This is a genomic window from Rhodococcus sp. IEGM 1318 (assembly GCF_033142465.1).
In the GTDB taxonomy this organism is placed as follows: Bacteria; Actinomycetota; Actinomycetes; order Mycobacteriales; family Mycobacteriaceae; genus Rhodococcus_F; species Rhodococcus_F qingshengii_B.
Window position 1 is genome coordinate 228,516 of the sequence record NZ_JAWLSC010000001.1, and the last position, 14,595, is coordinate 243,110.

The window sequence follows — 14,595 nt, forward strand, 5'->3', positions numbered from 1 at the left end:
TGTGCAGTTCAGGCTACTGAGTTGTGGCAGTTGACGATTCGCGGCCAGAGGCTGGGCAAAACAGGTAAGTAGGGTAGTGAGTGTGATTCAGAGAAACAGTTCCCCGCAGTCCGGCGGGCCCGAGCAAGTCGAAGCGGGAACGCCGACGACCGGCAAACCGAAGGGGCTGACAGCGTCTCTGATTGCGGTCGGTGTCTTGCTTCTGGCGGCAGTGGTTGCGCTCGGTGTATTCGGCGTCCCTTACGTGCGGGCGCTTACCACCGACCGCACCACCGCCGAGATGCGTGACGACGCGTTGATCGGTGCGCAGCAAGTCGCGATCAATCTCAACAACGCGGACTCGGCCAATCTCGACCAGTCGATCGAGAACATGCGTTCTTCGGTGACCGGTGACGAGATGACGACCTATCTGCAGACCGTTCAGGATTCCATCACCGACGAATTGCGTAACTCGGGCTCGAAGGCTGACACCGAGGTTGTGCAGTCCGCTCTGACCGAACTCAACACCGATGATCGGACAGCCACGGCTCTGGTCGTCGTTCGAGTGACCACGACCCAGGGCAACCAGTTCGTCAAGAACCAGCTCGGGATGCGGCTCGGAATGGTCGAGGTGGACGGGGTCTGGAAGGCGCAGTCGGCCGATCCGGTCGGATCGCGGGTCGACCTCGGCTCCGGCACTCTGCCGACCGCCGACGGCTCCACGCCGGCACCTGATGCGACGCCCGCCCCCGGCTCGGGGACCGAAGCACCCGCATCCAGTGCTCCTGCACCGACAACCGAGGGCGGTGATTCCGGTGGCCGGTAGTTCTACGAACCTGCACACCGACATCCCTCGAAGGAGAAGCGCGTAATGCCACCCAAACGTCGTACCGGCGGACCGTCCTCCCCGCAGAACCGTCGGCCGAAGATCGCGGGAAGCGCTCGCTCGCTCAACGTCCCCGCGGGGACGTCCGATTCGGATCCGGTCGAGCCCACGATCGAGCAGCCGGAAGCAGTGACCCCGGAAGTGGCGACTCCCGAACCAGCGACGCGGGAAGCTGCGAAGCCGAACCTCATGAAGGCGCAAGCTTCGGGTGCCGAGCCTTCGAAGCCTGAATCCGACGCGCCGGAATCCACGCCAGGCCCAGATCTCACCAAGTCGGCGAAGACCGTCGCCGACGAACCGAAGACCACCGCCCCCGCTGCCCCGGAGACAGACGCGGGGGAGTCGGCGACAACATCCCCACCATCGAAGGCCGGCTGGCGCCTGGTCGCGATCCTGGGGGCAGCAGCGGTGGTCGTCGCGATCCTCGCGGGTGTCGCCTTCTTCAAAGTCGGTGCGAAGACGGACGACATCGCCTGGGTGGACGAAGGCGCCACGGCCGAGGTTCTTCGCGTGACGCCGTCGGCGTTGGCCGCAGTCTTCACGTTCTCGCCCGACACTTTCGACGCCGATTTCGACAAGGGCGTCCAGGGCCTGAATCAGTCGATGCGTGACCAACTAACCCAGTACAAGGACACTCAGAAGGCCGGCGTCGAACAAACCCAGACGGCAACCACCGCTGATGTCCCGCTGATCGGGGTCACACGACTCGAGAAGGACCGGGCGCAGTTGCTCGCCCAACTCAACGTCAGCTCGACGCAGAACGGCGTGGCGGCAGACTCTCGCTCCGGAATGGTCATCGTGAGCCTGGAGAAGCAAGACGGAAACTGGCTGATCTCGGAGATACGCGACCAGTAGCACTGGGGCACCAGCGCGAAGATCTGGACCGACGCACGATGTCGGTCCAGATTTTTCGTATGTGACGCCGGTGCTCGCTACACTTCGGGTGGCAGTGTTCGAATGCAGGTGACGAATGTTCGAATGCTGCGACACGCGCTCTCGCCCTTGACGGGGCGGTCCGCAAGGTCCACTCTGATCGGTGAACATGCACGGACGAGTGATCGGCAGTCTCACGTCAGTATCTGAATTAGGCCCTCAGTTACACCCGACTCGACATTTCCTGAGTAAGGGTGTACTTTTGGACGTTGCGCTGGCTGCCTCCTGTCCACCCCTCGTCTCAACCGCTGCGAAGTCAAGTACTTCTTGCTTTCTGCGACGGGTTTCGTTCGGGTTGTAACCAGCGAAATTCGAAGCAGATACAGCGGCGGTCGCAACAGCACGGAGCGGCCCGCGTGAGGTGCTGGAAGGACGCATCTTGGCAGTCTCTAGCCAGACCAAGGCAGTTTCCGGAATCCCCGGAGCCCCGAAGAGGGTTTCGTTCGCGAAAGTTCGCGAACCCCTCGAAGTTCCCGGGCTTCTTGACGTACAGACAGATTCGTTCGAGTGGCTGGTCGGCGCGCAGAGTTGGCGCGAACGAGCAGCGGCACTCGGCGACAATGCAGTGTCCGGTGGTCTCGAGGACATCCTCGCGGAGCTTTCTCCGATCGAGGATTTCAACGGCACTATGTCGCTGTCCTTCTCCGACCCTCGATTCGACGAGGTCAAGGCCTCGACGGACGAGTGCAAAGACAAGGACATGACCTACGCGGCGCCTTTGTTCGTCACCGCGGAGTTCATCAACAACAACACTGGTGAGATCAAGAGCCAGACGGTCTTCATGGGAGATTTCCCGATGATGACCGACAAGGGCACCTTCATCATCAACGGCACCGAGCGTGTGGTCGTCTCGCAGCTCGTGCGTTCCCCCGGTGTGTACTTCGACATGAGCGTCGACAAGAGCACCGAGAAGGATCTGCACAGCGTCAAGGTGATCCCGGGTCGCGGCGCATGGCTCGAGTTCGACGTCGACAAGCGCGACACCGTTGGTGTCCGTATCGACCGCAAGCGTCGTCAGCCTGTCACCGTCCTGCTCAAGGCACTCGGCTGGACCACCGAGCAGATCACGGAGCGCTTCGGCTTCTCCGAGATCCTCATGGCCACGCTGGAGAAGGACAACACCGCCGGCACCGATGAGGCGTTGCTCGACATCTACCGCAAGCTGCGTCCGGGCGAGCCCCCCACCAAGGAGAGCGCGCAGACTCTGCTGGAGAACCTGTTCTTCAAGGACAAGCGCTACGACCTCGCTCGCGTGGGTCGTTACAAGATCAACAAGAAGCTCGGCCTGAACGCGGGTCAGCCGATCGTTGCATCCACGCTCACCGAAGAAGACATCGTCGCCACCGTCGAGTACCTCGTGCGTCTGCACGCAGGTGACACCTCGATGACGGCTCCGGGCGGCGTCGAGGTTCCCGTGGAGGTCGACGACATCGACCACTTCGGCAACCGTCGTCTGCGTACGGTCGGCGAGCTCATCCAGAACCAGATCCGCGTGGGCCTGTCCCGCATGGAGCGTGTGGTTCGTGAGCGCATGACCACGCAGGACGTCGAGGCAATCACGCCTCAGACGCTGATCAACATCCGTCCCGTCGTCGCTGCGATCAGGGAGTTCTTCGGAACCTCCCAGCTGTCGCAGTTCATGGACCAGAACAACCCGCTGTCGGGGCTGACGCACAAGCGTCGTCTGTCCGCCCTCGGCCCCGGTGGTCTGTCCCGTGAGCGCGCCGGCCTCGAGGTTCGCGACGTTCACCCGTCGCACTACGGCCGCATGTGCCCGATCGAGACCCCGGAAGGCCCGAACATCGGCCTGATCGGTTCGCTGTCGGTCTACGCACGCGTCAACCCGTTCGGTTTCATCGAGACCCCGTACCGTCGCGTCGTCGACGGACAGGTGACCGACGACGTCGACTACCTGACCGCCGACGAAGAAGACCGCCACGTAGTCGCGCAGGCCAACTCGGCCATCGACCGCGAGGGTCGCTTCACCGACTCGAAGATTCTCGTCCGCCGTAAGGGTGGCGAGGTCGAGTTCGTCGCGTCCTCCGACATCGACTACATGGACGTTTCGCCGCGTCAGATGGTGTCCGTCGCAACCGCGATGATTCCGTTCCTCGAGCACGACGATGCAAACCGTGCCCTGATGGGCGCGAACATGCAGCGTCAGGCTGTCCCGCTGGTTCGCAGCGAGGCACCTCTCGTCGGAACCGGCATGGAGCTGCGTGCGGCTGTGGATGCCGGCGACGTCATCATCACCGAGAAGACCGGTGTCGTGGAGGAGATCTCCGCGGACTACGTCACGGTGATGGCCGACGACGGAAGCCGCAAGACGTACCGGATGCGCAAGTTCGCGCGCTCCAACCAGGGCACGTGCGCCAACCAGCGTCCGATCGTGGACGAGGGACAGCGTGTCGAGGCCGGCCAGGTTCTGGCCGACGGCCCTTGCACCGAGAACGGTGAGATGGCGCTGGGCAAGAACTTGCTCGTCGCGATCATGCCGTGGGAAGGCCACAACTACGAGGACGCGATCATTCTGTCGCAGCGTCTCGTGGAAGAGGACGTCCTGACCTCGATTCACATCGAGGAGCACGAGATCGATGCCCGCGACACCAAGCTCGGTGCCGAGGAAATCACTCGCGACATCCCGAACGTCTCCGACGAGGTCCTCGCTGACCTCGACGAGCGCGGCATCATCCGTATCGGTGCCGAGGTTCGTGACGGCGACGTGCTGGTCGGAAAGGTCACGCCGAAGGGCGAGACCGAGCTGACCCCCGAAGAGCGCCTCCTTCGCGCCATCTTCGGTGAGAAGGCTCGCGAGGTTCGTGACACGTCCCTCAAGGTTCCTCACGGTGAGACCGGCAAGGTCATCGGAATCCGCGTGTTCTCGCGTGACGAAGACGACGATCTGCCTCCCGGTGTCAACGAGTTGGTCCGCGTCTACGTGGCACAGAAGCGCAAGATTCAGGACGGCGACAAGCTCGCCGGCCGCCACGGTAACAAGGGCGTCATCGGCAAGATCCTGCCGCAGGAAGACATGCCGTTCCTCTCGGACGGCACGCCTGTCGACATCATCTTGAACACGCACGGCGTCCCGCGTCGTATGAACATCGGTCAGGTCTTGGAGACCCACCTCGGGTGGATCGGCAAGACCGGCTGGAACGTTCAGATCGCGTCCGACGGCTCTCGTCCCGACTGGGCTGCGACCCTGCCGGAAGAGATGCTGTCCGCTCCGGCCGACTCGAACATCGCCACCCCGGTGTTCGACGGTGCGAAGGAAGACGAGCTCACCGGTCTCCTCGGCGCGACGCTGCCGAACCGTGACGGCGAGCAGATGGTCGGACCCGACGGAAAGGCCACCTTGTTCGACGGCCGCTCCGGCGAGCCGTTCCCGTACCCGGTCTCGGTCGGTTACATGTACATCATCAAGCTGCACCACTTGGTCGACGACAAGATCCACGCTCGTTCGACCGGTCCGTACTCGATGATCACGCAGCAGCCTCTCGGTGGTAAGGCCCAGTTCGGTGGCCAGCGCTTCGGTGAGATGGAGTGCTGGGCGATGCAGGCCTACGGCGCGGCTTACACGCTGCAGGAACTGCTGACCATCAAGTCGGACGACGTGGTCGGTCGAGTCAAGGTGTACGAAGCCATCGTCAAGGGCGAGAACATCCCCGAACCCGGCATCCCCGAGTCGTTCAAGGTGCTCCTCAAGGAGCTCCAGTCGCTCTGCCTCAACGTGGAGGTGCTGTCCTCGGACGGCGCGGCCATCACGATGGCGGACGGCGACGACGAGGACTTGGAGCGGGCCGCAGCGAACCTGGGCATCAACCTGTCCAGGAACGAAGCTGCGACGGTCGACGACCTCGCGAACTAGGTTTCGGTCCCCGGGTTGCTCTTGAAAGAGCGGCCCGGGGGCGTAGTTCACATTTGAATTGGCAGTCAGGTTGCCGGGTGACCGGCAACCGTAACCCCAACGGGGAAAGGAAGTTACGTGCTCGACGTCAACTTCTTCGATGAACTCCGCATTGGCTTGGCCAGTGCAGAGGACATCCGCAATTGGTCCTACGGCGAGGTCAAGAAGCCGGAGACCATCAACTACCGCACGCTCAAGCCCGAGAAGGACGGCCTCTTCTGCGAGAAGATCTTCGGCCCCACCCGGGACTGGGAGTGCTACTGCGGTAAGTACAAGCGTGTCCGCTTCAAGGGCATCATCTGTGAGCGCTGTGGCGTCGAGGTCACTCGCGCCAAGGTTCGTCGTGAGCGTATGGGTCACATCGAACTGGCCGCACCGGTCACGCACATCTGGTACTTCAAGGGTGTTCCGAGCCGTCTCGGTTACCTGCTCGACCTGGCTCCGAAGGATCTCGAAAAGATCATCTACTTCGCTGCCTACGTCATCGTCGGTGTCGACGAGGAGCTCCGTCACAACGAGCTGTCCACACTCGAAGCCGAGATGCAGGTCGAGAAGAAGACCGTCGCAGATCAGCGTGACGCCGATCTCGAGGCACGTGCGCAGAAGCTCGAAGCCGACATCGCGGAGCTCGAGGCAGAGGGCGCGAAGTCCGATGTCCGCCGCAAGGTCAAGGACGGCGGCGAGCGCGAAATGCGTCAGCTCCGTGACCGCGCGCAGCGTGAGCTGGATCGTCTCGACGAGATCTGGACCACCTTCACCAAGCTGAGCGTCAAGCAGCTCATCATCGACGAGCTCCTGTACCGCGAGCTGGTCGACCGTTACGGCGAGTACTTCACGGGTGCGATGGGCGCAGAGTCCATCCAGATCCTGATGCAGAACTTCGACCTCGACGCCGAGGCAGAGTCTCTTCGCGAGACCATCCGCAGCGGCAAGGGCCAGAAGAAGCTGCGTGCTCTCAAGCGCCTCAAGGTGGTTGCGGCTTTCCAGACCAACGGCAACTCGCCGATGGGCATGGTCCTCAACGCTGTTCCGGTGATCCCGCCGGAGCTTCGCCCGATGGTTCAGCTCGACGGTGGACGTTTCGCGACGTCCGACCTCAACGACCTGTACCGCCGCGTCATCAACCGCAACAACCGCCTCAAGCGATTGATCGACCTCGGTGCTCCCGAGATCATCGTCAACAACGAGAAGCGGATGCTGCAGGAGTCGGTCGACGCCCTGTTCGACAACGGTCGTCGTGGACGTCCGGTCACCGGACCGGGTAACCGCCCGCTGAAGTCCCTGAGCGATCTGCTCAAGGGCAAGCAGGGTCGTTTCCGTCAGAACTTGCTCGGTAAGCGCGTCGACTACTCGGGTCGTTCCGTGATCGTCGTCGGTCCTCAGCTCAAGCTGCACCAGTGTGGTCTGCCCAAGCTGATGGCTCTCGAGCTGTTCAAGCCGTTCGTGATGAAGCGTCTGGTCGATCTGAACCACGCGCAGAACATCAAGTCGGCAAAGCGCATGGTCGAGCGTAAGCGCGTCCAGGTGTGGGATGTCCTCGAAGAGGTCATCGCCGAGCACCCCGTGCTGCTCAACCGTGCACCTACGCTGCACCGTCTGGGTATCCAGGCATTCGAGCCGCAGCTCGTCGAGGGCAAGGCCATTCAGCTCCACCCGCTGGTGTGTGAGGCCTTCAACGCCGACTTCGACGGCGACCAGATGGCTGTTCACCTCCCGCTGTCTGCAGAGGCTCAGGCCGAGGCACGCATCCTGATGCTGTCCTCGAACAACATCCTCTCGCCTGCTTCGGGTCGCCCGCTCGCCATGCCGCGTCTGGACATGGTCACGGGTCTGTTCCACCTCACCCGTCTCGACGAGGGTGTCACCGGTGAGCTCATTGCTCCGACCAACGACGAGGCAGAGCAGGGCGTGTACTCCTCGCCCGCCGAGGCTCAGATGGCAGTCGACCGCGGCGCTCTCTCGGTGCAGGCTCAGATCAAGGTGCGTCTGACGCAGCAGCGTCCGCCGCGCGACCTCGAGAACGAACTGTTCCCCGAGGGCTGGAAGTACGGTGACGGCTGGACCGCCACCACGACACTCGGCCGTGTGCTCTTCAACGAGCTGCTTCCGGCGGACTACCCGTTCGTCAACGAGCAGATGCCGAAGAAGCGCCAGGCGACGATCATCAACGATCTCGCCGAGCGGTACCCGATGATCGTGGTTGCTCAGACCGTCGACAAGCTCAAGGACGTCGGGTTCTACTGGGCCACCCGTTCGGGTGTCACGGTCTCGATTTCCGACGTGCTCGTGCCGCCGGAGAAGCCTGCCATCATCGAGGACTTCGAGGCTCAGGCCGACAAGATCGAGAAGCAGTACCAGCGTGGTGCTCTGGACAAGAAGGAGCGCAACAGCGCTCTGGTCACCATTTGGCAGGAAGCGACCGACAAGGTCGGCAAGGCCATGGAGGCTCACTTCCCCGACAGCAACCCGATCCCGATGATCGTGAAGTCCGGCGCAGCCGGCAACATGACTCAGGTTCGCTCGCTCGCCGGTATGAAGGGTCTGGTGACAAACCCGAAGGGTGAGTTCATCCCGCGTCCGATCAAGTCTTCCTTCAAGGAAGGCCTGACCGTTCTCGAGTACTTCATCAACACGCACGGTGCTCGTAAGGGTCTGGCCGATACCGCACTCCGCACCGCCGACTCGGGTTACCTGACCCGTCGTCTGGTGGACGTTTCGCAGGACGTCATCGTCCGCGAGGTCGACTGTGGAACAGAGCGCGGCATCGTCACCACGATCGCCGAGAAGCAGGCCGACGGCACGATGATCCGCGATGCTCACGTGGAGACCAGCACGTACGCCCGTACCTTGGCGGCCGATGCAGTCGACGCGAACGGCACCGTCATCGTCGAGCGTGGCCACGATCTCGGTGACCCCGCGATCGATGCTCTGCTCGAAGCCGGCATCACGACGGTCAAGGTCCGCTCGGTCCTGACCTGCACCACCGGAACCGGCGTTTGCGCCACTTGCTACGGCCGCTCGATGGCCACCGGCAAGCTGGTCGACATCGGTGAGGCTGTCGGTATCGTCGCCGCTCAGTCGATCGGTGAGCCCGGTACCCAGCTGACCATGCGTACCTTCCACCAGGGTGGTGTCGCAGGAGATGACATCACCGGCGGTCTGCCGCGTGTCCAGGAGCTGTTCGAGGCACGTGTGCCCAAGGGCAAGGCTCCTATCGCGGACGTCACCGGTCGGGTACAGCTCGAAGACGGCGATCGTTTCTACAAGATCACCATCGTCCCGGACGACGGCGGCGAAGAGGTTGTCTACGACAAGCTCTCCAAGCGTCAGCGTCTGCGCGTCTTCAAGCATGCCGACGGTCGCGAAAGCCTCTTGGCTGACGGTGACCACGTCGAGGTCGGACAGCAGCTCATGGAAGGTGCTGCCGATCCCCACGAGGTCCTGCGAGTCATGGGTCCGCGTCAGGTTCAGATCCACTTGGTCAACGAGGTCCAGGAGGTGTACCGGAGCCAGGGTGTGTCGATCCACGACAAGCACATCGAGGTCATCGTGCGCCAGATGCTTCGTCGCGTGACGATCATCGATTCCGGTGCCACCGAGTTCCTGCCCGGTTCGCTCACCGAGCGCGCCGAGTTCGAGTCGGCAAACCGCCGCGTTGTCGCCGAAGGTGGCGAGCCCGCAGCCGGCCGTCCGGTGCTCATGGGTATCACGAAGGCGTCGCTCGCGACGGATTCGTGGCTGTCCGCGGCATCGTTCCAGGAGACCACTCGTGTCTTGACCGACGCGGCTATCAACTGCCGCTCGGACAAGCTGATCGGTCTGAAGGAAAATGTCATCATCGGCAAGCTGATCCCCGCCGGTACCGGTATCAACCGTTACCGCAACATCCAGGTTCAGCCCACCGAAGAGGCACGCGCCGCTGCTTACGCAGTGCCGTCGTACGACGACCAGTACTACAGCCCGGACGGCTTCGGCCAGAACACCGGTGCTGCAGTTCCGCTGGACGACTACGGCTTCAGCAACGACTACCGCTAGCGGTTAGTTGGTAGAAATCCCCCGTCTCTGATGAGACGGGGGATTTCTCGTTTTCAGGAATCCGTTTCAGGCGTTGCTGCCGCTGAGGTCCGGGATGACGATCTCCTGGACGGCCCACTTGTTGCCGTCGGGGTCGGCGAAGTAGATGAACCGTCCCCAAGCTTGGTCGTCGATCGGGCTGATGTCGATGCCGCGGCTCTTGAACTCACGCTCAGCCTCTTCGATGTCCTTGACCACTACCTGTATGCCGACGACGGAACCGGGCTCGGCGTCCGTGATTCCCTTGCCGATGCAGATCGAGCAGGCCGAACCGGGTGGGGTCAGCTGGACGAATCGCAGGTCCTCGCTGACCGTGTGATCATGGTCGGCATTGAAGCCGAGGCGGACGTAGAAGTCCTTGGCGCGGTCGATGTCGGTGACGGGAATGGCGACCAGTTCGAGCTTGATGTCCATGACGTGCCCTTCATGTGATGGTGAATTCCGGCGACAGGTCCAGTGTGGCGGGTATTGCGGTCAGAAACGGTCCTCGTTTGGCGCCCGGATGAAACTCTCCGAATTCCTTGTTGCTCCGAGAGTGCTTCTCTCACTGCTCGACCGATCCCGAACCAGGAGCGGATACCCCGACTCCGCAGCTCTGACGCATTCGCTCGAACGCGCCACCGACGCCGACACTCTCGGCTACCACCGGTTCTGGGTCGCCGAGCATCACGCGGTGCCGGGGATCGGGAGCGGATCGCCGGCAGTACTGCTCGCCGCGATCGGCGCGCATACGCGCGATATCAGGCTCGGCAGCGGTGGGGTCATGCTGCCGAACCACCAACCGCTGATCGTCGCCGAGCAGTTCCTGATGTTGGAGGCGCTGTATCCCGGGCGAATCGATCTCGGGCTCGGCCGATCGCTGGGGTTCACGGAGCCTGTTCGGCAGGCACTACGACGCAGCAAGGATACTCCGGACACGTTTGGGTCAGATCTCGAAGAGGTGAGGCGCTACCTGGACGGATCCGCGGCAGTGACGGCAAGGCCGGCGTCGGAGACAGGGGTGCCGATCTTCGTGCTCGCGACGCGCGCAGGCTTGAAAGTGGCAGCGCAGCTGGGGCTTCCGGTGGTCGTGGGTGGGCCGATACTCGGAATCGGTAGCACCGGCCGGGTGGATGCATTGGACGAGTACCGCCGAGCTTTCCGGCCCACCGACACGCATCCCGAACCATATGTGGTGGTTTCCCTCGAGGTGGCGGTCGCCGATACCACCGACGCGGCCCGTGAGGTGCTGATCCCGGAGGCGTACGCGCTCGCAGAATCGTCACGGACAGGGGAGTTTCCGCCGCTCGCGTCGCCGGACGAGATCAGGCGCGCCCCGCGCAGTGATCGAAACGCCAGGCGTATCGAGTCGTTCATGGCGTCGGCGCTGCACGGGACGCCCGTCGAGGTGAAGCAGCAGCTTCACGATCTCGCCGAGCGGACCGGTGCCGACGAAGTGCTGGCGTCCACGTCGACGTACGACCGTGACGCGCTTGCACTTTCGGACCGCCTGCTACGTGAGGTGCTTTAGCAGTGTGGTTGATCTAACGAGGCACGTGAAACTCGAGCAGAGTGGCGACGGAGTCGTCGAGTTCGGTCCACGGCACCGGTACGGAGAGGACGGCGATCGCCGAAGTCGGGAACTTGTCGCGGATACGCTGGGCCGCTTCGGAGTTTTCGTTCGATGCGAGATCGAGTGCAGTCCAGGGAATTCCGGGTTCGTGTCCGACGACCAGTAGCGTCTTGACGTGGTCGGAAGTGGTCCGCGCAGCTGCGATCACGTCGGCGGGTGAGCCGCCGTAGATCGACTTCTCGAATCCGGCGGGCGCCTCGATACCTGTCGAGGCAAGGGTTTCGACGGTCCGCCGGGAGGTGGAGCACAGAACGGCGTCGACGGGCGGGACGTTTTCACGGATCCATTCGCCGCCGATGCGGGCCTCGCGCAGGCCCCGTTCGGCGAGCGGACGCTCGTGATCACGGATGCCCTCGGGATAGCTGGACTTGCCGTGTCGCATGAGGACGAGGGTGCGGTGGTCGGCCATGCGTTCACGGTATCCGCTTTATGCCCGTCAGTCCGGTTACTCTGGATGGTCAGGACCTTGAAGGAGGTTTTCGATGGCCGGTAAGAAGCTCGATCGAACTAATGCCCGAACTGCACTCGAGGTGGTACGCGAAAGCCCCACCATCGCCTTCATCACCGTTGCCCCGGCAGTGGTCGTGTTCGGCGTGGTGTGGTGGCTCTTCGGTTTCTGGGCCGCGATTCTTCTTGCGTTGGTGTTCGGTGTCGCGGCTGTCGCGACCCAGAAACTGCGTTAGAGGGCGCTCACCTGCGCAACTGCGCGGAGCGCTTCGCCGACCAGGAACCAGACCGTGACGGTCTTGTCGTCGACGCGGCTGCGCAGGACGACGTCGTCGCTGGAGACGATGGGGGAGAGGTACTCGATCAGCGCTCGATGCGGAACGGTACGCAGTTCTGTGCGAGCGCTGAGGACCTCTTCGACCGCTTGCCAGTAGACGGCGTTGTTGACGTGGTCGAACGGGTCGATGTCGGTGGCGCGCAGAGCGAACGGCGTGTCGAGAACGCCGGCGTCGTCCGCGTCGGGTGCGTTCTCGGCGAGGACGCGTTTCCACTTCAGGCGATGCTCGTCGGTGGATTCTTCCAACGGCTGCATGAACTCGTCACTCATCCGGGTGGGCATGCCCGACTGGGCGCTGATGTTGATCCAGAAGCCTTCGGTTTCCATCAGCGCGCCGTTGCTGCCGTCGAAGCGCACGCGCATGTTCGCCCATCTCGTGGAGAAGCCGGAGCACCAGCGAGTCATCGTCAACTCTTCCGGCCAGATCGCCGGGCGTACGACGTCGACGACCGTACGACGCACTATCCAGAGCGGATGGGTGTCGATGGCTCCCGCGGCCTCGATGTTGTCGTTGCCGACGTCCTGCAGGTAGCGGGCGACGGCGTCGAGCCTGACCTGCTTGGCGACGTCGATGTCGCCGGTGCGGACCGGGCGGGATTTGACGAAGATCGGTCCTCGCTCTGGCTGTTGCGCGAGCGTGAGATCTGGGTTCACGTGAGATTCCTGTTCGCTGGAGTGTGCCGATTCTGTCAGGCTTTTCAGCGAGTGGCGATTATCTGCTTTCCGCAGCCGGAACCGTCGACCATTCGTGCCACGGCGACGGCGGTGTCGGCAAGGGGATGAACGGAGTCGATCACCGGGGTGATGTCACCTGTGTCGATCATCTGCGTCAGGACCTCCAGATCGTCGGCGTTCTCCGAAGCGATGAAGGTGCCCATTTTCTGAGATATGAATGGAGACAAGCACTGTGCGCGTATTTGGCGATCGGTTCCGCCGAGCCACCGTCCGCCGTTCTCGCCGCCGACGATCACCAGCGTTCCGGTGCGTGTGAGTGCTCGTCGTAGGTCTCGCAGTCGGCGGTTGCCGCCGGTGTCGATGATGACGTCGTATCGATGTGATCCGTCGGTGGCGTCGTCGACGCGGTAGTCGAGAACCTCGTCGGCACCGATGGAGCGGACCGCATCGGTTTTCGAGGTGCTGCATACGCCGGTAACGTGCGCTCCCAGGGCTTTTGCCACCTGCACCGCGTAGATCCCGACGCCACCGGATGCGCCGAGTACGAGGACGGATTGCCCCGCCTGCACGCGGCCGTGGTCGCGCACGGCTTGCAGCGCTGTGAGGGCGGAGACCGGCACCGCTGCCGCTTGCGCGAACGACAACCGGGCAGGTTTTGCGGCAATCTTCGTTTCGAGCGCGCACGCATATTCCGCGAAAGAACCGACTGCGATCCCGTACACCTCCTGGCCGACTGTCACGCGGGTAACCGAACTGCCGATGGCCTCGACGCGACCGGAGACGTCCAGTCCGCGTACCCGGTTCTTGGGTGCGCGCAGTCCAAATCCTGCGAGGCGCAACGGATATGGCAACCCGGCCATGAGATGCCATGCCCCGCGGTCGACCGACGCGGCCTCGACGCGTATCAGCACTTCGTTGTCGGCGACAGCGGGTCGTGGAATGCGGTCGACGTAGAGAACGTCGGCCTCGCCGTAGCGATCCTGTACGACGGCGGTCATCAGTTCCTGTGCCATGCGAGTCTCCGTTCATCGAATACTTACATCGTAAGTATGGCACTTACGGTGTAAGTTCAGTCAATGTGGACAAGCGCGCGAGATTGACCCGAGATGACGTAGTAGGCGGTGCCGTCGCACTGGCCGATTCCGTGGGGATCGAATCGATGACGATGCGCAAACTGGGGACGCAACTGGGCGTCGAGGCGATGTCTCTGTACAACCACGTGTCGGACAAGGGGGACCTGCTCGACGGAATGGTCGACGCGGTTTTTGCGGAGATCGACTTGCCGACGCCGGGACGCCCATGGCGAACGGAACTTCGCGCGCGAGCGGTATCCACTCGTGCAGTGTTGGGGAAGCACCCGTGGGCAACTCCATTGATGGAGTCTCGAACGACGCCTGGTCCCGCGACCTTGCGTCACCACGACGCAGTGATCGGGACGCTACGCGCGGCCGAATTTCCGGTTGCCCTTGCTGCGCATGCCTTTTCGATCATGGATGCGTACATCTACGGCTTCGTGCTGCAAGAGGTGAGCTTGCCGTTCGAAACTACGCAGGAGACGACGGAACTGGCGAACGCGATCATGGGATCGTTCGAGAGCGGTCAGTATCCGCACCTGGCCGAGTTGACCACCGAGCACGTGCTGGCGCCGGGATACAGCTACGCTGCCGAATTCGCTTTCGGTCTGGATCTGATTCTCGACGGACTCGAACGACTGCACATCGGGAGCGAACGATGATCTGACGTGA

11 protein-coding genes are annotated in these 14,595 nt (G+C 62.9%); 7 read left to right on the forward strand and 4 right to left on the reverse strand.

Annotated elements, in window-relative coordinates:
- Positions 1–76: 76 nt before the first annotated feature.
- The 4 genes from R4P65_RS01180 to R4P65_RS01195 all read left to right on the forward strand — a co-directional run bounded on the left by R4P65_RS01180 (position 77) and on the right by R4P65_RS01195 (position 9,740).
- A complete protein-coding gene (locus tag R4P65_RS01180; RefSeq protein WP_317825162.1) occupies positions 77–805 on the forward strand; it encodes a hypothetical protein in 729 nt (242 codons plus the stop codon).
- 45 nt (positions 806–850) lie between these two features.
- The gene (locus R4P65_RS01185) at positions 851–1,720 is read left to right on the forward strand and encodes a hypothetical protein (RefSeq protein ID WP_317825163.1); all 870 of its coding nucleotides are present in this window, start codon (positions 851–853) and stop codon (positions 1,718–1,720) included.
- Between the two features lie 439 nt (positions 1,721–2,159).
- The gene (gene rpoB / locus R4P65_RS01190) at positions 2,160–5,666 is read left to right on the forward strand and encodes a DNA-directed RNA polymerase subunit beta (RefSeq protein ID WP_230812158.1); all 3,507 of its coding nucleotides are present in this window, start codon (positions 2,160–2,162) and stop codon (positions 5,664–5,666) included.
- Between the two features lie 117 nt (positions 5,667–5,783).
- Positions 5,784–9,740, forward strand: a complete 3,957-nt coding sequence (locus R4P65_RS01195; protein ID WP_230812159.1) for a DNA-directed RNA polymerase subunit beta' — start codon at positions 5,784–5,786, stop codon at positions 9,738–9,740.
- 66 nt (positions 9,741–9,806) lie between these two features.
- On the opposite strand, the gene R4P65_RS01200 is transcribed toward R4P65_RS01195, so the two are convergent.
- The gene (locus tag R4P65_RS01200) at positions 9,807–10,193 is read right to left on the reverse strand and encodes a glyoxalase superfamily protein (RefSeq protein WP_317825164.1); all 387 of its coding nucleotides are present in this window, start codon (positions 10,191–10,193) and stop codon (positions 9,807–9,809) included.
- Between the two features lie 88 nt (positions 10,194–10,281).
- On the opposite strand from R4P65_RS01200, the gene R4P65_RS01205 reads away from it, so the two are divergent.
- Positions 10,282–11,289, forward strand: a complete 1,008-nt coding sequence (locus R4P65_RS01205; protein ID WP_317825165.1) for an LLM class flavin-dependent oxidoreductase — start codon at positions 10,282–10,284, stop codon at positions 11,287–11,289.
- Between the two features lie 13 nt (positions 11,290–11,302).
- On the opposite strand, the gene R4P65_RS01210 is transcribed toward R4P65_RS01205, so the two are convergent.
- Positions 11,303–11,800, reverse strand: coding sequence for a histidine phosphatase family protein (locus tag R4P65_RS01210; protein WP_317825166.1), 498 nt, complete (start codon positions 11,798–11,800; stop codon positions 11,303–11,305).
- Between the two features lie 73 nt (positions 11,801–11,873).
- Here R4P65_RS01210 and R4P65_RS01215 point away from each other — a divergent pair, with 73 nt between their 5' ends.
- Positions 11,874–12,074: a hypothetical protein gene (locus tag R4P65_RS01215; protein ID WP_003941897.1), complete on the forward strand. Its 201-nt coding sequence runs from the start codon at positions 11,874–11,876 to the stop codon at positions 12,072–12,074.
- Here the strand turns inward: R4P65_RS01215 and R4P65_RS01220 are convergent.
- Both R4P65_RS01220 and R4P65_RS01225 read right to left on the reverse strand, forming a co-directional pair.
- Positions 12,071–12,829 (reverse strand): acyl-[acyl-carrier-protein] thioesterase, encoded by a 759-nt coding sequence (locus R4P65_RS01220; RefSeq protein WP_317825167.1) that lies wholly within the window; start codon positions 12,827–12,829, stop codon positions 12,071–12,073. The two genes, R4P65_RS01215 and R4P65_RS01220, sit on opposite strands and share 4 nt — an antisense overlap.
- Positions 12,830–12,873: 44 nt before the next feature.
- Entirely contained in the window at positions 12,874–13,863 is a 990-nt protein-coding gene (locus tag R4P65_RS01225; protein ID WP_230812164.1) for an NAD(P)-dependent alcohol dehydrogenase, read from the reverse strand.
- Between the two features lie 65 nt (positions 13,864–13,928).
- On the opposite strand from R4P65_RS01225, the gene R4P65_RS01230 reads away from it, so the two are divergent.
- On the forward strand, positions 13,929–14,585 hold the full coding sequence (locus R4P65_RS01230; RefSeq protein WP_317825168.1) for a TetR/AcrR family transcriptional regulator: 657 nt from the start codon (positions 13,929–13,931) through the stop codon (positions 14,583–14,585).
- Positions 14,586–14,595: the final 10 nt, after the last annotated feature.